General features: G+C 62.8%; 19 protein-coding genes. 8 read left to right on the top strand and 11 right to left on the bottom strand.

Going from position 1 to position 19,542, the window contains the following annotated elements; genetic code table 11:
• Nucleotides 1–22: 22 nt before the first annotated feature.
• From P3T17_RS13905 to P3T17_RS13860, 10 genes are all read right to left on the bottom strand, one after another.
• Nucleotides 23–154 (bottom strand): hypothetical protein, encoded by a 132-nt coding sequence (locus tag P3T17_RS13905; protein ID WP_302050851.1) that lies wholly within the window; start codon nt 152–154, stop codon nt 23–25.
• Nucleotides 155–256: 102 nt separating this feature from the next.
• Nucleotides 257–718, bottom strand: coding sequence for a peroxiredoxin (locus P3T17_RS13900; RefSeq protein WP_074264846.1), 462 nt, complete (start codon nt 716–718; stop codon nt 257–259).
• A gap of 53 nt (nt 719–771) precedes the next feature.
• Nucleotides 772–1,668, bottom strand: coding sequence for a polysaccharide deacetylase family protein (locus tag P3T17_RS13895; RefSeq protein WP_429407306.1), 897 nt, complete (start codon nt 1,666–1,668; stop codon nt 772–774).
• Between the two features lie 14 nt (nt 1,669–1,682).
• Nucleotides 1,683–2,729 (bottom strand): bifunctional UDP-4-keto-pentose/UDP-xylose synthase, encoded by a 1,047-nt coding sequence (locus tag P3T17_RS13890; RefSeq protein WP_074264844.1) that lies wholly within the window; start codon nt 2,727–2,729, stop codon nt 1,683–1,685.
• On the bottom strand, nt 2,726–3,661 hold the full coding sequence (locus P3T17_RS13885) for a formyltransferase (protein ID WP_429407304.1): 936 nt from the start codon (nt 3,659–3,661) through the stop codon (nt 2,726–2,728). Before P3T17_RS13885 ends, P3T17_RS13890 begins: the two co-directional genes overlap by 4 nt.
• On the bottom strand, nt 3,658–4,710 hold the full coding sequence (locus P3T17_RS13880) for a glycosyltransferase (RefSeq protein WP_074264842.1): 1,053 nt from the start codon (nt 4,708–4,710) through the stop codon (nt 3,658–3,660). Before P3T17_RS13880 ends, P3T17_RS13885 begins: the two co-directional genes overlap by 4 nt.
• Before the next feature lie 6 nt (nt 4,711–4,716).
• Nucleotides 4,717–5,868: a DegT/DnrJ/EryC1/StrS family aminotransferase gene (locus P3T17_RS13875; protein WP_429407302.1), complete on the bottom strand. Its 1,152-nt coding sequence runs from the start codon at nt 5,866–5,868 to the stop codon at nt 4,717–4,719.
• A gap of 219 nt (nt 5,869–6,087) precedes the next feature.
• Nucleotides 6,088–6,459 (bottom strand): DMT family transporter, encoded by a 372-nt coding sequence (locus tag P3T17_RS13870; protein ID WP_074264840.1) that lies wholly within the window; start codon nt 6,457–6,459, stop codon nt 6,088–6,090.
• Between the two features lie 25 nt (nt 6,460–6,484).
• Entirely contained in the window at nt 6,485–8,236 is a 1,752-nt protein-coding gene (locus P3T17_RS13865) for a glycosyltransferase family 39 protein (RefSeq protein WP_429288475.1), read from the bottom strand.
• 147 nt (nt 8,237–8,383) lie between these two features.
• The gene (locus P3T17_RS13860; protein ID WP_429407893.1) at nt 8,384–8,758 is read right to left on the bottom strand and encodes an Mth938-like domain-containing protein; all 375 of its coding nucleotides are present in this window, start codon (nt 8,756–8,758) and stop codon (nt 8,384–8,386) included.
• Between the two features lie 450 nt (nt 8,759–9,208).
• Between P3T17_RS13860 and P3T17_RS13855 the strand changes: the two genes are divergently transcribed.
• From P3T17_RS13855 to moaE, 6 genes are all read left to right on the top strand, one after another.
• Nucleotides 9,209–10,456: a pyridoxal phosphate-dependent aminotransferase gene (locus P3T17_RS13855; protein WP_429407300.1), complete on the top strand. Its 1,248-nt coding sequence runs from the start codon at nt 9,209–9,211 to the stop codon at nt 10,454–10,456.
• A gap of 82 nt (nt 10,457–10,538) precedes the next feature.
• On the top strand, nt 10,539–11,870 hold the full coding sequence (locus tag P3T17_RS13850; RefSeq protein ID WP_429407299.1) for a homoserine dehydrogenase: 1,332 nt from the start codon (nt 10,539–10,541) through the stop codon (nt 11,868–11,870).
• 14 nt (nt 11,871–11,884) lie between these two features.
• Entirely contained in the window at nt 11,885–13,336 is a 1,452-nt protein-coding gene (thrC, locus tag P3T17_RS13845) for a threonine synthase (protein ID WP_429407297.1), read from the top strand.
• 167 nt (nt 13,337–13,503) lie between these two features.
• A complete protein-coding gene (locus tag P3T17_RS13840) occupies nt 13,504–14,709 on the top strand; it encodes a molybdopterin molybdotransferase MoeA (RefSeq protein WP_429407295.1) in 1,206 nt (401 codons plus the stop codon).
• Nucleotides 14,710–14,737: 28 nt separating this feature from the next.
• Nucleotides 14,738–14,995, top strand: coding sequence for a molybdopterin converting factor subunit 1 (gene moaD, locus P3T17_RS13835; protein WP_074264834.1), 258 nt, complete (start codon nt 14,738–14,740; stop codon nt 14,993–14,995).
• A gap of 10 nt (nt 14,996–15,005) precedes the next feature.
• Nucleotides 15,006–15,482: a molybdopterin synthase catalytic subunit MoaE gene (gene moaE / locus P3T17_RS13830; RefSeq protein WP_429407293.1), complete on the top strand. Its 477-nt coding sequence runs from the start codon at nt 15,006–15,008 to the stop codon at nt 15,480–15,482.
• On the opposite strand, the gene P3T17_RS13825 is transcribed toward moaE, so the two are convergent.
• Nucleotides 15,463–15,939 (bottom strand): group III truncated hemoglobin, encoded by a 477-nt coding sequence (locus P3T17_RS13825; protein WP_429288473.1) that lies wholly within the window; start codon nt 15,937–15,939, stop codon nt 15,463–15,465. The genes moaE and P3T17_RS13825 overlap by 20 nt on opposite strands.
• Before the next feature lie 245 nt (nt 15,940–16,184).
• Between P3T17_RS13825 and P3T17_RS13820 the strand changes: the two genes are divergently transcribed.
• Complete coding sequence (locus P3T17_RS13820) at nt 16,185–16,685, top strand: Rrf2 family transcriptional regulator (protein ID WP_429407292.1); 501 nt, start codon at nt 16,185–16,187, stop codon at nt 16,683–16,685.
• A 119-nt stretch (nt 16,686–16,804) separates the two neighbouring features.
• Nucleotides 16,805–19,402, top strand: coding sequence for an ATP-dependent chaperone ClpB (gene clpB, locus P3T17_RS13815; RefSeq protein ID WP_429407290.1), 2,598 nt, complete (start codon nt 16,805–16,807; stop codon nt 19,400–19,402).
• Nucleotides 19,403–19,542 lie beyond the last annotated feature (140 nt).

Below are 19,542 nucleotides of genomic sequence, written 5' to 3'. Positions count from 1 at the left end.
GCGCCCGGAGGCGCGCTTCGGTCTAAAAATGCCGGTTCGCCTGGTTTTCGATCGGCTCCTTGACGAGAGCGCGTGGCCGGGTAAAAGAACGGCTTCGCGCAATTAAAAAAGCCGCCGCCCCGGCAAACGGGGCAAGCGGCTCGACTTCGGTCATCGCGTTGCGCCTCACTGCCTCGACTACAGAGGCGTGACATGCGGCGCAGCCGCGGAAAGTATGGGGTGGACAGGCACTCATTGCAGCCCAATATAACGCGCCTCACAGCGCTTGTACAGCCTCCAGAATTTCATCGACATGACCTGGTACTTTCACGCCACGCCACTCGTGGCGCAGGACGCCCTCGCTGTCGATGACAAACGTGGATCGTTCGATTCCCCGTACTTCTTTGCCATACATTTTCTTCATTTTGATGACGTTGAAGAGCGCGCAGAGCGTTTCTTCCGGATCGGAGATCAACGGGAACGGCAGTTCAAGCTTGGCCTTGAAATTGTCATGCGAGCGCAGGCTGTCGCGCGAGACGCCGAGAATCTCGGCACCGGCCTTCTTGAACTTCGGATACAGATCGCGGAACTGCAGACCTTCGGTCGTGCAGCCTGGCGTGTTGTCCTTCGGGTAAAAATACAGCACCACCTTTTTGCCCCGAAGACTGGACAGCGTAATCTCGCCACCGGTTGCGGGGGCGGTAAAGTCGGGGACGGGTTGGTCGACTGCGATGGGCACGAGGTTCTCCGGTTGTTATGGTCAGGCGTCGGGCTACTCTGCCGCGCCCCGGCTCACGACGGCTGCACGATCAGTTCGCCGGAACGGCCAGGAATTTCACCCCAGGTGACAGGGTACGATGGCAGCGTGCTGCGGTCCAGCGCGGCATGATAGTCGCCCATCGTGGCGAACGTGTGGCCTTGAGCGCGCCAGCCGTCCAGCAGTTGTTCGAACACCGGCGCGAGCTTTTGGCCTTCGAGTTCGGCGTGCAGCGTGTACACCTGATCGTGGGGATTGTTCTCGGTACGCTTCAACATCCACGCGGCAACGTTGTCCAGATCGATGCCGTCGACGCCCAGCACTTCATCGAGCGTGGGCAGTGTGGTGGGCATCTGCACGTGCGAGAGGGTCTTGCCGTCCACGACGGGGAAGTAGGGCGAATGACCGCGCCCATCGGAGGCATACTGCATGCCCCACGCGTCGATCTGCTCGAACGCATGGCCGTTCATCTGCCACCCGGCGGCGCCGTGCGTGACGGGCGGCGTGCCGAAGATCTCGATGAAACGGGAGTGACTCGCCTGCATCTGCGCGACGGTCCAGTCACGCGCCCGCGCGCGCACGTTGTCCTGCCAGTAGACGTGATCCCACGTGTGAATGCCGCATTCGAAGCCGGCTTCGTGGATCGCACGCATCTCCGACGCAGCCCGCGCGCCGATGTCCGGCCCGGGCAGCAACACGCCATACATCAATTGCTTGATGCCGTAATGCTCGACCACGGAAGTGCGCGAAACCTTCTGCAGAAACCCCGGGCGCAGCACGCGGCGCATCGCCCAACCGGTGTGGTCGGGCCCGAGGCTGAACAGGAAGGTGGCGCGCGCCTTGAAACGGTCGAAAATGCGGGCGAGGTTCGGCACGCCTTCGCGGGTGCCGCGCAGCGTGTCGACGTCGATCTTCAGGACGATGCGCGCCAAGGATCAGCCCTTATTTATTGCTGTTCGACCAGAGCACGCGCTTCTGCGACGTGGCCGCGATACGCTTCGAAAATCTTGCGCAGCGCTTCGTCGAAAGTCGACTTCGGTGCCCAGTTGAGTTCCTGCATCGTGTTGTCGATCTTCGGCACGCGGTTCTGCACGTCCTGGTAGCCCGCGCCGTAGTAAGCACCCGACGACGTTTCGACCAGTTGCACCTGCTTGGCCGTTTCCGCGTATTCCGGGAATTCGGCGGCGAGCGCTAGCATCTTGTGCGCGAGCTCACGCACGGAGAAGTTGTTGGTCGGGTTGCCGATGTTATAGATCTTGCCGGTGGCGACGCCGTCCTTGTTCTCGATGATCTTCATCAATGCGCCGATGCCGTCGTCGATATCCGTGAAGGCACGCTTTTGCGCGCCGCCATCTACGAGGCTGATGTTCTCGCCGCGCACGATATGGCCAAGGAACTGCGTGACCACGCGCGAGCTGCCTTCCTTCGGCGTATAGATCGAATCGAGGCCCGGGCCGATCCAGTTGAACGGACGGAACAGCGTGAAGTTGAGGCCTTCCATGCCGTAGCCCCAGATCACGCGGTCCATCAACTGCTTCGAGCACGCGTAGATCCAGCGCGGCTTGTTGATCGGACCATACGACAGTTGCGACTCTTCCGGGTCGAACTGCTCGTCCGTGCACATGCCGTAGACCTCGGAGGTGGACGGAAACACGAGGTGCTTGCCGTACTTCACCGCCGAACGCACGATGGGCAGGTTCGCCTCGAAGTCGAGCTCGAACACGCGCAGCGGCTGCTTCACATAAGTAGCCGGCGTGGCGATCGCAACGAGCGGCAGGATCACGTCGCACTTCTTCACGTGATACTCGACCCACTCCTTGTTGATCGTGATGTCGCCTTCGAAGAAGTGCATCCGCTCGTGATTGATCAGATCACCCAGGCGTTCGGTCTGCATGTCCATGCCGAACACTTCCCAGTCGGTCGTTTCGAGAATGCGCTTGGACAGGTGATGGCCGATGAAGCCGTTGACACCCAGAATCAGGACTTTTTTCATTGATGACGGGAAGATTGAATGAGCTGGGAGAATTCGGCAGGGGAGACGACGGGCTCTTGGCCTTCGTGCTGGCGCCGCAATTCGTGGATGGCGATGGCGCGGCCATCGCCGCACACCGCAAAAAACGCATTATCGCTTACGTGGAGGCCGGGGGGCAAATCTGAGCGGAGCGCGCCGGGACGGGCAAGACGCGCCCGCGCGACGACGAAGCGCTGGCCGTCGATCTCGGTGAACGCGCCGGGATAGGGCGGCGCCACGGCGCGGATCAGGTTGTAGACGTCCTGAGCCGGCTGGCTCCAGTCGATCCGGCCGTCTTCGGGCTTGCGTCCGCCGAAGTAACTGCCATGCGCCAGATCGTTCGGCAGATGTGGTGCCTCGCCGGCGAGCAGCGCCGGCAGCACGCGCCAGAGCGTCTGCTCGGCGGCCACGGTGACCTTGTCGAACACCTGCGCGGCGGTATCGTCCGGCAGGATCGGCACCGGCGTTTGCGCGATGATCGCGCCTGCGTCAGGTTTGGCGGCCATTTCGTGCAACGTGGCGCCGGTTTCGGTTTCGCCCTTCAACACGGCCCAGTTGGTCGGCACGCGGCCGCGGTACTTGGGCAGCAGCGAGCCGTGCATGTTGTAGGCGCCGCGCGCGGCCAGCGCGAGCAGGTCGACCGGCAGCATGTGGCGGTAGTAGAACGAGAAAATGAAGTCGGGCCGCGCGGCGCTCACCGCGGCGCGCAGTTCGTCGCTCTTCGGATCGGCGGGCGTCACTGTGGGGATGCCATAGCTCGCGGCCACCGAAGCAACGCTGCCGAACCAGATGTTTTCGGTTGCGCTGTCCTCGTGAGTGACCACCAGCGCCACTTCGACGCCGCGCGCCAGCAGCACTTGCAGGCAGCGCACGCCGACGTTGTGATACGCGAATACAACCGCGCGTGGCTTCATGGATTCGGTCCCTGATCGATGAGCGGCGCCGGCTGAACGGCCTGCACCAGCGCCTGGCGGGGCGCCTCGGCGACGGTGGTGCCGTCGCGCTGTTCGAGAATCGTTTGCACCAGATAACGGGGACGGGCTCGCACCTGCTGGTAGATCCGGCCAATGTACTCGCCGAGCAAACCAAGCGCGAAGATGATCACGCCGAGCAGGAAGAACGTGATAGCGAACAGCGTGAACACACCTTGCACTTCCGCGCCGATGATGAAGCGGCGAATCAGCAGCAGCACGAACAGGCCTGCGGAGCCCAGCGAGAGGATTACCCCAATGAACGACAGCCATTGCAGCGGCACCACCGAGAAACCGGTGACGAGGTCGAAGTTCAGACGAATCAGCGAGTACAACGAATACTTCGATTCGCCCGCAAAGCGCTCTTCGTGCGCGACTTCGATTTCCACCGGATTCTGCGCGAAGGTGTAGGCGAGCGCCGGAATGAACGTATTGATTTCACCGCAGCGGTTGATCGTGTCGATGATGTGCCGGCTGTAGGCGCGCAGCATGCAACCCTGATCGGTCATCTTGATGCGGGTAATGCGTTCGCGCAGACGGTTCATTGCCCGCGAAGCCTTGCGGCGCCACAGGCTGTCCTGGCGCTGCAGGCGAATCGTGCCCACGTAGTCGTAGCCTTCACGCATCTTCGTGACCAGCTTGCCGATTTCCTCCGGCGGGTTCTGCAGGTCGGCGTCGAGCGTGATGACGATCTCGCCGCGCGCCTGCTCGAAGCCGGCGAGAATCGCCATATGCTGGCCGTAGTTGCCGTTCAGCAGGATCACGCGGGTCGTGTCCGGCCGGTTGCGGAACTGCTCGGCCAGCAGCGCGGCGGATTTGTCGCGGCTGCCGTCGTTGATGAAGATCACTTCATAGCGGGTGCCGAGCGCGTCGAGCGCCGGGTACAGGCGCGCAAACAACGCGGCCAGACCGGCTTCCTCGTTGTACACCGGAATGATGACCGAGACTTCCGGCGTATCAGACATCGGAGAGCGATGTTCCGTTTGACTCATTTCCGCTTATTTTCCGTATTGTTCGCAAATTTCGTTGACCGCCAGGCAGACCCGCGCCACGTCGCCTTCGTTCATCAGCGTGAACAACGGCAGCGTGACCGTGGTGGCGCCGAAGCGCTCTGCATGCGGGAACATGCCTTCCTTGAAGCCGCGCGCGCGGTACAGCGTGAACAGGTGGATGGCCGGGTAGTGCACGCCCGAACCGATGCCGCGCTCCTTCAGCTGACCCATGAAACCGGCTCGGTCGATGGAGAGCTTCTCGAGCGGCAGCGTGATCTGGAACATGTGCCAGTTGCTGTTATCGAAGTCAGCAAACGGCAGACCCATGCCGAGCTTAACCGCTGCACCGCCTTCAAAACCCGCGAAGTAAGCCCGCACGAGCTTCTTGCGCTGCGCGAGGAAACGCTCCAGATGCGGCAACTGGCCGAGGCCGACTCGCGCCGCCACGTCCGTCAGATTGTATTTGCCGCCGAGCACGTCGCAGTCCATGCCGTCGAAGCCCGTGCGGGTGACGCCTTGCAGCCGGTACTTCTGGGCGAGGATGGCTTCTTCCTCGTTGTTCAGCACCAGCGCGCCGCCTTCGATTGAAGTCAGATTCTTGTTGGCGTGGAAACTGAACGACACCATGTCGCCGAGCTTGCCGATGCGCTCGCCCTTCCACGTTGAACCGAACGCCTGCGCCGCGTCTTCGACCACGCGCAGCTTGTGGGCGCGAGCGATTTCGTAGAGACGGTCCATGTCGACCGGCAGGCCCGACAGATACACCGGGATGATCGCCTTGGTACGCGGCGTAATGGCCTTCTCGAGCAGATCCAGATCGATGTTGCGGGTCTTCGGATCGATGTCGGCGAATACCGGCGTCGCCCCGGTTTCGTAGATCACGTTGCTGGTGGAGACCCACGAGGCGGGCGTCGTGATGACTTCGTCGCCTTCGCCCACACCGGCAATGCGCAGGCCGATCTCGAGCGTGGCCGTGCCGGAGTTGAAGGTGCGCACGGGACGGCCGCCGCAGAATTCCGACAGCGCGGCTTCGAATGCCTGGTTCTGCGGGCCGGTCGTGATCCAGCCGGAGCGCAGCACTTCGGCTACGCCCTGGATGGTCTCTTCGTCGATTTCCGGACGGACAAACGGCAAAAACGGGACTGATGACTGGCTCATGAATGCTTCGCTCGATAGAAATAGGGCGGCAACCAACAACAACGACGTCCGGCAAGGATACTTCGGCAATCCGGGGCGCGGTCAGCGGGTATAACGCTGCCTGCGCGGGGTGCTTACCACCTCTTACAGCCCGGCATGCCATGCCGGCCCTCAACGGTAACAAACTGCTTGCGGTAACCGGCAAAAACCGGTTCACACCGGTTCAGAGCCTGACGGCGCCTAGCTGCGCGCCAGTACGACGACGCCAATCAGAATGATGCCGATACCGACGAGCCGCTGAACCGACAGCACCTCGCCGAACAGATACCAGGCGGCGAAGGCGTTGACGACATACCCGAGCGAGAGCATCGGATAGGCGATCGACACATCCACACGCGAGAGCCCGATCACCCACACCGCGACGCTGATCACATAGCAACCGAGGCCGCCGATGATCGGCAACTGGGTCGCCAGCTTGAAGCCAATGGGCAGGATGTTCGCACGGGTGAATTCGAAGTGTCCAACGGCATTCGTGCCGGCCTTCAGCAGAAGCTGGGCGCAGGCGTTCAGTGTGACGCCGGCAAGAATGCAAAAGAGCGAAATCGGGTTCATCAACGGTTCAGGTCCTGATATGGGGTCATTGCTGCGGATTTGCTATAGCGGGGCTTGCTGCGCCTGGCGCGGCGGCGCCGGCATTGCCTGCGTCGCCAGCCAAGGGCTTTTCGACGATCACCCGGCGCGGGTCACGGGCGACGACCTGCATCGGCACATGCTCGGCCAGCAGCTTCTTGTACCGGTCCGGCGGAATCAGCGCGAGGGCGTAGCGGTCCGCGTCCCAGCGCCTGATCCACTCGTCGAACGTCGGGACCCACTTTTGCGGTTCGACGGACACGCCGAAGGCCAGTTCATCGGGATGTTCGACCATGATCATCGTGTGGTCGACATAGAACGGCAAGGTGTGATCGAGCACGCCGACCGAGTAGAACGGCGTATCGGGCGGCAGCCTGGCGATGGCAGCCTTGATGGCGGGGGCGAGCGGGGCGCCTGAACTCAGACGCCCGAACACGTCATGACCGGTGCCGGCAATGGTGCCCATCAGCAGCCAGGCCGCGCCGAACGTGGCCGTGGCACCAAGAATGCCGGCGCGGCTATGGCGGTTCAGCCACAACGCGGCGAGCGTCAGCGCAAAGGCGACGCCGAGGGCGGCCAGCACCCAGACGCGATAGGCAATGTACAGCTCGGTGGGATTGCGGTCGTCGCCGAGGCGGCTCATGAACAGCGCGCCCACCGCGGCGATCACCAGAAACACTGCGTAACCCGTCAGATGACGGCGCAGCATGGCCGGACTCACCAGCGGCAGGTACATGCCGATCAGCAGCGCGAGCGCCGGGGCGATCGGCAACGTGTAGGACAGCAGCTTCGAATGCGACGCGCTGAAAAACAGGAAGATGAACGCTGCCCACACCAGCAGCATGGCGACCGGCGAGAAGCCGTTCGGCTGGCGCGGCAGGCGCAGCGCGTGGCGGATGCTTTGCACGCTGATGGAGAGCCAGGGCAGGAAGCCCACCAGGATCACCGGCACGAAGTAATAGAACGCGCCGGGGCGGTTCTGCTCGGGCGTCAGATAGCGTTTGAACTGCTGGACGATAAAGAAGAAATTCAGGAATTCCGGATTGCGTTGCTGTACCAGCACGAACCACGGCGTGGCGATCGCGAAGAAAAGGATCAGGCCGCCGATCAGATGCAGGCGCTTCCAGAGCGCCCAGTCGCGGGCCACCAGCGTGTACAGCACCAGCACCGCGCCGGGCAGGATCAGGCCGACGAGGCCTTTGGAGAGCACCGCGAGCGCCATCGACGCCCAGCAGACCCACATCCACAGCCGCACCTGGCCAGTGGGCAAGTTAGGCCGCTGGGCGAGCAGCAGCGCGCAAAGCGTCAACTCCATCCAGAACGACAGGCCCATATCCAGCGTGTTGAAATGGCCCATCAGGTTCCAGTACGGCGAGGTCGCCAGCACGATGGCCGCGAACACGCCGGTGGCGGCATTGAAGACTCGCGCGCCGGTGAAGCCGAGCAGCAGGACGCCAGCGAAGCCGGTCAAGGCCGTGTAAAGCCGCGCCTGCCATTCGCCGATGCCGAACCATGCAAACGTCAGCGCATTCGCCCAGGTTTGCAGCGGCGGCTTCTCGAAGTATTTGTAGCCGTTGTAACGCGGCGTGATCCAGTCGCCGGTCAGGAACATCTCGCGCGCCATTTCGGCGTAGCGGCCTTCGTCGCTCGGCAGCAGGTGCCGCCAGCCGAGCGGCACGAACCAGACAAGGGCAAGTGCCAGCACCAGCAGCAGGATGGTGGTGCGGTTGAGCGGTAGCCGGGACGGCATATCGTTCATGGATGATCAGCCTGTTCTTTTACGATGCCGCATGGGCGGCATTTCGGTGTTGTTAGGGGTGCACGCCGGGTTGCGCAGGGCCGGCCGCCGAGAGCCGTCGCGCGGTTGGCGCTCAAAACGGCCATGGCCCAGGGTGCGCCGCGCCGGTCAGGCTTCGATCAGCAAGGCGGCCGCGACCTTGCGGCCCTCGGCCATCAGAATGTTGTAGGTGCGGCAGGCGGCCTTGAAGTCCATCGTCTCGACGCCGATCCGGTGTGCCGCGAGCGCAGCGGTCAGCCGCGGATGGGGAAAACGCAGCCGATCGCCGCTGCCGAAGATCACCACTTCCGGCGCCGGCTCGACCAGCATGGCGAAGTGCTCCGGGCTGAGGGCCTCGAAAGAAGCCACCGGCCAGGCAATGACAGGGCTTTCCGGCATCACGAGGATGCTGCCCACATGGCGCCCGAGATTGATTTCGACATAGCCGGCGCCGTAACCGGTCACGGTGTTCAGGGCGCCGCTCGAATCCTGGTGTAATTTCAAATTGGTTTTCCGAAGTCGTTCGTTCCGCGGCAGAAAAGCGTCGCGCAATGGACACGAAGCGGCCGAAAGGGCTTCTGCATGCACTTGGTGCATTGCGGAAGTCGGCCAAAATCCGCTAAATTATAACTTTTTAGCCGCCCAGCGGCGCCCCCCGCTTCGCGTGCCGCCATAAGCCGCGCCCGAAGCAGCTGCTGGGCCCCGGTCGACGCGCCGGGCCAAGCGTGGTCAAACAGCTTATCAGACGCTCTCTTAAGGTTCGCTGAGTGATCCTTCGAGGGTGTCGATGGTTCCCTAAGCACCCGGCGCAACCCGCCGCAGGCGCCAATCAGACAAGTCCGCGGGAGCGCGTAAGAATTCGCCGCTTCGCATTCGGATGCCCGATAGCCCACAGCCCGTATAGTGCGGGCCAGCCCGACAGGCCCGAGCGGCCTGTTAATTACCCAGGATGAAGTGCCCGCCGTGAAACCGATTCTTAAATCCAACAAGCTGTTGAACGTCTGCTACGACATCCGCGGGCCCGTCCTCGAACATGCAAAACGGCTCGAAGAAGAGGGCCACCGCATCATCAAGCTGAACATCGGCAATCTCGCGCCGTTCGGTTTCGATGCGCCTGACGAAATCATCCAGGACATGATCCTGAATCTGCCGGGCTCGTCAGGCTATTCCGACTCGAAAGGTGTGTTCGCCGCACGCAAGGCGATCATGCATTACACGCAGCAAAAGGGCGTGCACGGCGTCGAACTGGACGATATCTACATCGGCAACGGTGCGTCGGAGCTGATCGTGATGGCGCTGCAGGGGCTGCTCAACGACGGCGACGAAGTATTGCTGCCGGCGCCCGACTATCCGCTGTGGACCGCGGGCGTTAGCCTGGCGGGCGGCACGCCGGTGCATTACATCTGCGACGAATCGAACGGCTGGATGCCGGATCTTGATGATATCCGCGCCCGGATCACGCCGAACACGCGCGCGCTCGTCGTCATCAACCCGAACAACCCCACCGGCGCGCTGTACTCGGACGAACTGCTGCTCGGCCTGATCGAGATTGCGCGCACGCACGGTCTGGTGATCTTCGCCGACGAGGTCTACGACAAGATCGTCTACGATGGCAAGAAACACACCGCCATTGCGGCGCTGTCCGAAGACGTGCTGACGGTGACCTTCAACAGCCTCTCGAAGAGTTACCGGTCGTGCGGCTACCGCGCGGGCTGGATGTTTATCTCGGGGCTGACCGGCGAAAACCGGCGTCACGGCAAAGACTATTTCGAGGGCCTCGGCATTCTGGCCTCGATGCGCCTGTGCCCGAACGTGCCCGGCCAGTATGCGATCCAGACGGCGCTCGGCGGCTACCAGAGCATCAACGACCTGATCGTACCGAGCGGCCGCCTGTACAAACAGCGCCAACTCGCGTATGACATGCTGACGGCGATCCCCGGCGTGAGCTGCGTGAAGCCGGATGCGGCGCTGTATATGTTCCCGCGCCTCGACCCGAAGATGTATCCGATCGAAGACGACCAGCAGTTCATCCTGGAGCTGCTGCTGGCCGAACGGGTGCTGCTCGTGCAGGGCACGGGTTTCAACTGGAAGACGCCGGACCACTTCCGTGTCGTGTTTTTGCCGAATGTCGACGACCTGGCGGATTCGATCAACCGGATCGCCCGCTTCCTCGACGGCTACCGAAAACGTCACGCGGTCTGAAAAACGCCCGCCGTTCCCGATTGACGGCGCAACAGGCCCGGACAACCGTTTCCCTTAATCCTTACTCGAAAACACACGCTGCATGGAACCGATCAAAGTTGGACTGCTGGGCTTCGGCACGGTAGGCAGCGGCACCTTCACGGTACTGCGCCGCAACCAGGAAGAAATCAAACGACGCGCCGGCCGCGGCATCGAGATTGCGCGTATTGCCGTGCGCAATCCGGCCAAGGCCACGGCGGCGCTCGGCGCCGAAGCCGGCTCGGTTGAGATCACCGATAGCTTCGCCGCGGTGGTCGACGATCCGTCCATCGACATCGTCGCGGAAATGATCGGCGGCACGGGCATCGCGCGCGAGCTGGTGCTGCGCGCCATCGCCAATCGCAAGCATGTGGTGACGGCCAACAAGGCGCTGCTCGCCGTGCACGGCACGGAGATCTTCGAAGCGGCCCACGCCAACGGCGTGATGGTGGCGTTCGAAGCGGCTGTGGCCGGCGGCATTCCGATTATCAAGGCGCTGCGCGAAGGGCTGACGGCGAACCGGATCCAGTACATCGCCGGCATCATCAACGGCACGACGAATTACATCCTTTCGGAGATGCGCGACCGCGGGCTCGACTTCGCGACCGCATTGAAGGCCGCGCAGGAGCTGGGCTACGCCGAAGCCGATCCGACCTTCGATATCGAAGGCGTCGACGCCGCGCACAAGGCCACCATCATGAGCGCGATCGCGTTCGGTGTGCCGGTGCAGTTCGACAAGGCTTACGTCGAAGGTATCAGCAAGCTGGCGGCGATCGACATCAAATACGCCGAAGAGCTCGGTTACCGTATCAAGCTGCTGGGCATCGCGCGCCGCACCGACAAAGGCATCGAACTGCGCGTGCATCCGACGCTGATTCCCGAGAAACGCCTGCTGGCCAACGTGGAAGGCGCGATGAATGCGGTGGTCGTGCATGGCGACGCGGTCGGCACCACGTTGTACTACGGCAAGGGCGCGGGCGCGGAGCCGACGGCATCGGCGGTCGTGGCGGATCTGGTGGACGTGACGCGTCTGCATACCGCGGACCCGGAGCATCGCGTGCCGCATCTGGCGTTCCAGCCGGACAGCCTGTCGAACACGCCGATCCTGCCGATCGACGAAGTGACGAGCGGCTACTACCTGCGTCTGCGGGTGGCAGACGTGACCGGCGTGCTCGCCGATATCACACGCATCCTCGCGGACACGGGTATCTCGATCGACGCGCTGCTGCAGAAGGAATCGGAGCAGGTCGACGCCAACGGCAAGGGCGAGACCGACATCATCCTGATCACGCACGAAACGGTTGAAAAACACGTCAACGCGGCGATCAGGAACATCGAGGCGCTGAAGACCGTTGTGTCGCAGGTGACGAAGCTGCGCATGGAAGCGCTGAACTAGGCCAGAGACTTGATATGAACTACCTTTCCACGCGCGGCGCCGGAGCCGGCGAGCGCCATACGTTTTCCGACATCCTGCTGGGCGGTCTCGCCAAGGATGGCGGCCTGTACCTGCCCGCGGAATATCCGCGGGTGTCGGCCGATGAACTTGCACGCTGGCGCACGCTGCCTTACGCGGATCTCGCCTTCGAGATTCTGTCGAAGTTCAGCGACGATATTCCCGCCGAAGATCTACGCACGCTCACGCGCCGCACCTACACGGCGGCGACGTACTGCAATGTGCGCGACGACGAAGGCGCGGCACAGATCACGCCGCTGAAAACGCTGGGCGTCGAGAACGGCGCGCCGCTGTCGTTGCTGGAGCTCTCGAACGGTCCGACGCTGGCGTTCAAGGACATGGCGATGCAGTTGATCGGCAACCTGTTCGAATACGCGCTGGAGAAGAACGGCGAGACGCTGAACATCCTCGGCGCCACTTCGGGGGACACCGGTAGCGCAGCCGAATACGCCATGCGCGGCAAGAAGGGCATCCGCGTGTTCATGTTGTCGCCGCACCAGAAGATGAGCGCATTCCAGACGGCGCAGATGTACAGCCTGCAGGATCCGAACATTTTCAATCTTGCCGTGGAAGGCAATTTCGACGACTGCCAGGATATCGTCAAGGCCGTTTCTAACGATCACACGTTCAAGGCGAAGTACAAGATCGGCACGGTCAATTCGATCAACTGGGCGCGTGTGGTGGCCCAGGTCGTGTACTACTTCAAGGGCTATTTTGCCGCGACGACGTCGAACGACGAGCGGGTCTCGTTCACGGTGCCGTCCGGCAATTTCGGCAACGTCTGTGCGGGTCACATTGCGCGGATGATGGGCCTGCCCATCGAAAAGCTGGTGGTCGCGACTAACGAGAACGACGTGCTCGACGAGTTCTTCCGCACCGGCATCTACCGCGTGCGCAAGGCGGCCGAGACGTATCACACCAGCAGCCCGAGCATGGACATCTCGAAGGCGTCGAATTTCGAGCGCTTCGTGTTCGACCTGCTGGGCCGCGATCCGGCTCGCGTGTTGCAGCTGTTCCGCGATGTCGAAGAAAAGGGCGGTTTCGATCTGGCGGCGAGCGGCGATTTCGCGCGGGTGCAGGAGTTCGGCTTCGTGTCGGGCCGCAGCAGCCATGCTGACCGCGTGGATGCGATTCGCGACGTGTTCGAACGCTACGACACGATGATCGACACCCATACGGCCGATGGCCTGAAGGTGGCGCGCGAACATCTGCAGCCGGGCATTCCGATGATCGTGCTGGAGACGGCGCAGCCGATCAAGTTCGGCGAGACGATCCGCGAAGCGCTGCTGCGCGAACCGGAGCGGCCGGCGGCGTTTTCGGGGCTCGAGTCGTTGCCGCAGCGCTTTGAAGTGCTGCCGGCGGATGTGCAGCGCGTGAAGGACTTTGTGGTCGCACATACGGGCGCCTGAAGAGCGCCTAAGGGACCATACGTCCGGTCTACAGTGCGCCATGTTATGGCGCACTGTTGTCTCCCCGTCGGTTCCCGCAGACCGCTACAATATTCCTTTCGGTTCTGCGGGCCTTCCCCTCGATGTCCACGCCCACCTCTCCCACGTCCTCCGCGCCGCGTGCCCCGATGCTGTCCACTTCCGACGCCCTCGCGACGTTGCTGGGCGCCGCTAGCGCCGTTGCCGGCGCGCAAACGCTGCCGACTTTCGATGCGCTAAACCGCGTGCTCGCCGCCGACGTGGTTTCGCCCCTCGACGTGCCGCCGATGAACACCAGCGCGATGGACGGTTACGCGGTGCGCATCGCCGATCTGATACAGGGCGAGCGCCGTCTGCCGGTCTCGCAGCGCATTCCGGCAGGCCACGCGCCGCAGCCACTTGCAGCCGGCACGGCGGCGCGCATTTTCACTGGCGCGACCGTGCCGCCGGGCGCCGATGCGATCGTCATCCAGGAGCAGACGGAATTGGCGGGCGACACGGTGACGATCCTCCATCTGCCGAAGGCGGGCGAGTGGATCACGGCGCAGGGGGCGGACATCCGCAGCGGTTCGGTGATCCTGCCGGCCGGCACGCGCCTGACTCCGCAGGCCCTGGGGCTGGCCGCGTCGGTCGGCTGCGCGGAACTGTCGGTGATGCGGCGCGTCAAGGTCGCGGTGTTCTTCACCGGCGATGAACTGACGATGCCCGGCGAGCCGCTCAAACCCGGCGCCATCTATAACTCGAATCGCTACACGTTGCGCGGACTGCTCGAAAAGCTCGGCTGCGAAGTGACTGACTACGGCATCGTGCCGGACCAGCTCGATGCGACCCGAGCAACCCTGCGCGAAGCGGCCCAGGGGCACGACCTGATTCTGACCAGCGGCGGGGTTTCGGTGGGGGAGGAAGACCACGTGAAGCCTGCCGTCGAGGCGGAAGGGCGGCTTTCCATGTGGCAGATCGCCATGAAGCCCGGCAAGCCGCTCGCGTTTGGCGCGGTACGGCGCGCGGAGGGCGAGACGTTCTTCATGGGCTTGCCCGGCAATCCGGTGTCGACTTTCGTCACCTTCCTGCTGTTCGTGCGACCGTTCGTCCTGCGCCTGTCCGGCGTGCGCGTCGTGACGCCACGAGCGCTTTCGCTGCGAGCCGACTTCACGCAGTCCAAAGCCGACCGGCGCAATGAATTCCTGCGTGCGCGGATCAATCCCGCCGGCGGCCTCGATCTGTTTCCGAACCAGAGTTCGGCCGTGCTGACTTCCACGGTATGGGGCGACGGCCTGATCGACAATCCGCCCAATCACGTCATCAGCGCCGGCGAGACCGTGCACTTCATTCCCTTTTCCGAACTGTTGAACTGACGCCGGCAGTAGACGGCGGCGACCCCCGATGAAGATCGATCTGAAATATTTTGCCAGCGTGCGCGAAGCGCTCGGTACCGCCGACGAGACGGTGGATGTGCCCGACAGCATTGCCACGGTGGGCGACGTGCGGGCGTGGCTGCGCGTGCGCGGCGGCATCTGGGCGGACACGCTCGCCGAGGGCCGCGCGCTGCGCATGGCCTGCAACCACGTGATGACCGACCCCGGCACCCGGCTTACCGAGGGCTGCGAGGTGGCGTTCTTTCCGCCCGTGACGGGCGGCTGAGGAAAAGGCGATGACGGTTCGCGTCCAGACAGAAGACTTCGACCTCAGCACCGAGGTGGCCGCCTTGCGTGCGCAAAATCCGAAGATCGGCGCAGTGGCCTGCTTCGTCGGGACGGTGCGCGATCTGAACGACGGTAGCGCGGTCGAAACGATGGAGCTCGAACACTATCCGGGAATGACGGAGAAGTCGCTGGCGGCGATCGTCGAGGCGGCGCGCGGGCGCTGGCCGGGTATCGAGGTGCTGATTATCCACCGGGTGGGCAAGCTGGTCCCGCTCGACCAGATCGTGCTGGTGGCAACCACCGCGGCGCATCGTGGTGACGCCTTCGCGTCTTGCGAATTCGTGATGGATTATCTGAAGACCGAAGCGCCGTTCTGGAAGAAGGAAAAGACCGAACAGGGCGAACGCTGGGTCGACGCCCGCGTGACCGACGACGCTGCACTCGCCCGCTGGGGCCGCGTCCCGGTTAATACGAAGTCCGAATGACGCGCTGGCGCGGGGCAACCCGCTCGAGCAACGCCTGTTGCTCGGCAGGGATCTTGTAGTCCCACCCGAAACGGCTCAACTGCAGGCTTTGCGCGATCCGCAATGCCGGTTCCATGAAGCGGATCGCCGCAGCGGGTTCGTAGCGCGTCTCCACGGTATCGAGGAACAGATAGAGCCAGTGGCTGAAATGCCGGGGCTCGATGCCGGGCAGCGGCTGGTGCGCCTGCTGCACATTGCCGCGATACTGCTTCGCCCCGAGCACGAGGCTTGCCCAGAAGGTGCACATCTTCGGCAAATGCTCATCCCAGCGTCCTGCGAGTTTCTGCTCGAAAACCGGGCCGAGCAACGCATCGGCGCGCACCCTGTCATAAAACGCGTAGACGAGTTCGCGGATATTGGCGTCAGTGGGTTCCGCGTGTCGCGGCGCGGCGGACGCCGCGTCTAAAGTTGGGTTCATGCTGTGACCACGAAAAGCGACGATGCAATGAGTAAGGCGAGAAATCCTCCCGCGTCATCGCATTAATCAGAAAAACAACGCTAGCCGCAAACGATACCATTCAGAATGACACAGTTTTACCGGCCACCGGCGCAATAACATGCGCAGCTCCCGCATGTTATTGCGATGCGTCGGGACCGGCAACCCTTGCGTCGACACGGTTTTTCCAGCGGATCGCGCTCGTCGCTCATCGTGACCTTGCCCTTATGAGACTGACCGACTATACGGACTACTCGCTACGCGTCCTGCTGTATCTCGCGGTGCGCAGCGAAGGATTGTCGACGATCCAGGATATCTCGGATGCGTACGGCATTTCGAAAAACCATTTGATGAAGGTCGTCCAGCGGCTCGGCGAGCTCGGTTGGGTCGAGACGGTGCGTGGCCGTAACGGCGGCTTGCGGTTGTTCGAGCACTCGGGCTCGGTGACGGTCGGTGAAGTGGTGCGGGCGACCGAGAGCGATTTTGCGCTGGTCGGCTGCTTCCCAGACGAGAAGGGTAGCCACCGGCATTGCGTGATCGAGTCTCAGTGCCGGCTTAAGGGTGTGCTCGAGGTGGCGCGGCACGCCTTTCTATCTGCGCTGGATAGCCATACGATTGGTGAACTGGCCGAGCCCGCGGGGCCGATGGCGGCGTTGCTCGGCATGCGGCCTGTCATCCCCATTGCGCTGGCAGCGCCTGGTGACAACAAGGCTGGTCCGGCCGATTGAGCAGACCAGAGCGCTTGTGCGTCTCAATTGTTAAATAGTTGCCGCCGAGTGCAAAAAAGCGCTTGAAACCCGCAGAAAACGCCTCATTTTGGTGATATTCGAAAATTGGAGGTCTCTTGATGAGAGTCGACAAGCTCACCACTAAATTCCAGGAAGCGTTGGCGGATGCGCAAAGTCTGGCCGTCGGCCGTGACAATCAGTACATCGAGCCCGTCCACCTGCTCGCGGCACTCGTCGCCCAACAGGACGGCTCGGCGCGTTCGCTGCTATCGCGCGCTGGAGTGCATGTTCAGGCGCTGCAAACGGCCCTGAACGAGGCTATCACGCGTCTGCCGCAAGTGCAGGGCACCGATGGCAACGTCCAGATCGGCCGCGATCTGACCGGCCTGCTGAACCAGGCCGATAAAGAAGCACAGAAGCTCAACGACACGTTTATTGCGAGCGAAATGTTCCTGCTTGCGGTTGCCGACGACAAGGGCGAGGCTGGGCGTCTCGCGCGCCAGCACGGTTTGTCGCGCAAATCGCTCGAAGCGGCGATTGCCGCCGTGCGCGGCGGCTCGCAAGTGCATAGCCAGGACGCCGAAAGCCAGCGCGAAGCGCTGAAGAAATACACCGTCGATCTGACCGAGCGTGCGCGCGCGGGCAAGCTCGATCCCGTGATCGGCCGTGACGACGAAATTCGCCGCTCGATCCAGATCCTGCAACGCCGCACCAAGAACAACCCGGTGCTGATCGGCGAGCCGGGCGTCGGCAAGACAGCCATCGTCGAAGGGCTCGCGCAACGCATCGTCAACGGCGAAGTGCCGGAGACGCTCAAGGGCAAGCGCGTGCTCTCGCTCGATATGGCGGCACTGCTGGCCGGCGCCAAGTATCGCGGCGAGTTCGAAGAGCGCCTGAAAGCCGTGCTGAACGACATCGCGAAGGACGAAGGGCAGACCATCGTCTTTATCGACGAAATCCACACCATGGTCGGCGCGGGCAAGGCCGAAGGTGCGATGGATGCGGGCAATATGCTCAAGCCGGCTTTGTCGCGCGGCGAGCTGCATTGCGTCGGCGCCACGACGCTCGACGAGTATCGGAAGTACATCGAAAAGGACGCGGCGCTCGAACGCCGGTTCCAGAAGGTGCTGGTCGACGAGCCTTCGGTCGAGGCGACCATCGCTATCCTGCGCGGTTTGCAGGAGAAGTACGAACTGCACCACGGCGTGGACATCACCGACCCGGCGATCGTCGCGGCGGCGGAACTGTCGCATCGCTACATCACGGACCGTTTCCTGCCGGACAAGGCCATCGATCTGATCGACGAGGCTGCCTCGAAGATCAAGATGGAAATCGATTCGAAGCCCGAAGAAATGGACCGGCTCGACCGCCGCCTGATCCAGCTGAAGATCGAACGCGAAGCCGTCAAGAAGGAAAAGGACGAAGCCTCGCAGAAGCGCCTGCAGTTGATCGAGGAAGAAATCGAGCGGCTGAACCGCGAATATTCGGACCTCGAAGAAATCTGGACCGCTGAGAAAGCGGCGGTGCAGGGTAGTGCGCAGCTGAAGGAGGATATCGAGAAGACCCGCGCGGAAATCGTCCGGCTGCAACGCGAAGGCAAGCTTGAGAAGGTCGCCGAGCTGCAGTACGGCAAGCTGCCGGGGCTCGAAGCACAACTGAAGGAAGTCACGAAGGCTGAAGCGAAGGAGCAGAACAATCCGACGCGGCCGCGTCTGTTGCGCACGCAAGTGGGTGCTGAGGAAATCGCCGAAGTGGTGTCCCGTTCGACTGGCATTCCAGTTTCGCGGATGATGCAGGGCGAGCGCGAAAAGCTGTTGCAGATCGAAGAAAAACTGCACGACCGTGTGGTCGGGCAAGACGAAGCGATCTCGGCCGTCGCGGATGCGATCCGTCGTTCGCGTGCGGGCTTGTCCGATCCGAATCGCCCGTACGGCTCGTTCCTGTTCCTCGGCCCGACCGGCGTGGGCAAGACCGAACTGTGCAAGGCGCTGGCGTCGTTCCTGTTCGATTCGGAAGATCATCTGATCCGTATCGACATGAGCGAGTTCATGGAGAAGCACAGCGTCGCGCGGTTGATCGGCGCGCCGCCGGGCTACGTCGGCTATGAGGAAGGCGGTTACCTGACCGAAGCGGTGCGTCGCAAGCCGTACAGCGTGATCCTGCTCGACGAGATCGAGAAGGCTCACCCGGACGTGTTCAACGTGCTACTGCAGGTGCTCGACGACGGTCGGATGACGGACGGTCAAGGGCGTACCGTGGACTTCAAGAACACGGTGATCGTGATGACGTCGAACCTCGGCTCGCAGGTGATCCAGTCGATGGTCGGCGAACCGCAGGAAGCGATCAAGGATGCGGTGTGGGAAGAAGTGAAGCTGCATTTCCGCCCGGAATTCCTGAACCGGATCGACGATGTCGTCGTGTTCCATGCGCTCGACCGCTCGAATATCCAGTCGATCGCGAAGATCCAGTTGCAGCGGCTGCATGACCGGCTCGCGAAGCTCGATATGCAACTGGTAGTGTCGGACGAGGCGCTGGAATTGATCGGCAAGGTCGGCTACGACCCGCTGTTCGGTGCGCGGCCGTTGAAGCGCGCGATCCAGCAGGAGATCGAGAACCCGGTCGCGAAGCTGATTCTGGCCGGCAAGTTCGGCCCGAAGGATGTGATTCCGGTCGAGGTGGAGAACGGCAAGCTGGCGTTCGACCGCGTCGTGCATTAAGTGGCTTCGAGTCACACGCGTTGCGTCTGCGGCGCGTGTGAAGCCGGTGGCACGTCTGACATGCGTGATGCCTTCGCAGGGCAGTCGCAATTGAACTGACGCTTACGGGCGAAGCAAAAAGGGCAACGAATTTCGATTCG

It is taken from the genome of Paraburkholderia sp. GAS82 (genome assembly GCF_050436285.1).
Taxonomy (GTDB): domain Bacteria; phylum Pseudomonadota; class Gammaproteobacteria; order Burkholderiales; family Burkholderiaceae; genus Paraburkholderia; species Paraburkholderia phenazinium_B.
This window is presented reverse-complemented; position numbering and strand designations above follow the sequence as displayed.

What these genes read in the sequence shown, in the direction of transcription:
- P3T17_RS13905 (WP_302050851.1), bottom strand. Translation starts at nt 154, where the DNA reads ATGACCGAAGTCGAGCCGCTTGCCCCGTTTGCCGGGGCGGCGGCTTTT.
- P3T17_RS13890 (WP_074264844.1), bottom strand. Translation starts at nt 2,729, where the DNA reads ATGAAAAAAGTCCTGATTCTGGGTGTCAACGGCTTCATCGGCCATCAC.
- P3T17_RS13885 (WP_429407304.1), bottom strand. Translation starts at nt 3,661, where the DNA reads ATGAAGCCACGCGCGGTTGTATTCGCGTATCACAACGTCGGCGTGCGC.
- P3T17_RS13880 (WP_074264842.1), bottom strand. Translation starts at nt 4,710, where the DNA reads ATGAGTCAAACGGAACATCGCTCTCCGATGTCTGATACGCCGGAAGTC.
- P3T17_RS13875 (WP_429407302.1), bottom strand. Translation starts at nt 5,868, where the DNA reads ATGAGCCAGTCATCAGTCCCGTTTTTGCCGTTTGTCCGTCCGGAAATC.
- P3T17_RS13870 (WP_074264840.1), bottom strand. Translation starts at nt 6,459, where the DNA reads ATGAACCCGATTTCGCTCTTTTGCATTCTTGCCGGCGTCACACTGAAC.
- P3T17_RS13865 (WP_429288475.1), bottom strand. Translation starts at nt 8,236, where the DNA reads ATGAACGATATGCCGTCCCGGCTACCGCTCAACCGCACCACCATCCTG.
- P3T17_RS13850 (WP_429407299.1), top strand. Translation starts at nt 10,539, where the DNA reads ATGGAACCGATCAAAGTTGGACTGCTGGGCTTCGGCACGGTAGGCAGC.
- thrC (WP_429407297.1), top strand. Translation starts at nt 11,885, where the DNA reads ATGAACTACCTTTCCACGCGCGGCGCCGGAGCCGGCGAGCGCCATACG.
- P3T17_RS13840 (WP_429407295.1), top strand. Translation starts at nt 13,504, where the DNA reads ATGCTGTCCACTTCCGACGCCCTCGCGACGTTGCTGGGCGCCGCTAGC.
- moaD (WP_074264834.1), top strand. Translation starts at nt 14,738, where the DNA reads ATGAAGATCGATCTGAAATATTTTGCCAGCGTGCGCGAAGCGCTCGGT.
- moaE (WP_429407293.1), top strand. Translation starts at nt 15,006, where the DNA reads ATGACGGTTCGCGTCCAGACAGAAGACTTCGACCTCAGCACCGAGGTG.
- P3T17_RS13825 (WP_429288473.1), bottom strand. Translation starts at nt 15,939, where the DNA reads ATGAACCCAACTTTAGACGCGGCGTCCGCCGCGCCGCGACACGCGGAA.
- P3T17_RS13820 (WP_429407292.1), top strand. Translation starts at nt 16,185, where the DNA reads ATGAGACTGACCGACTATACGGACTACTCGCTACGCGTCCTGCTGTAT.
- clpB (WP_429407290.1), top strand. Translation starts at nt 16,805, where the DNA reads ATGAGAGTCGACAAGCTCACCACTAAATTCCAGGAAGCGTTGGCGGAT.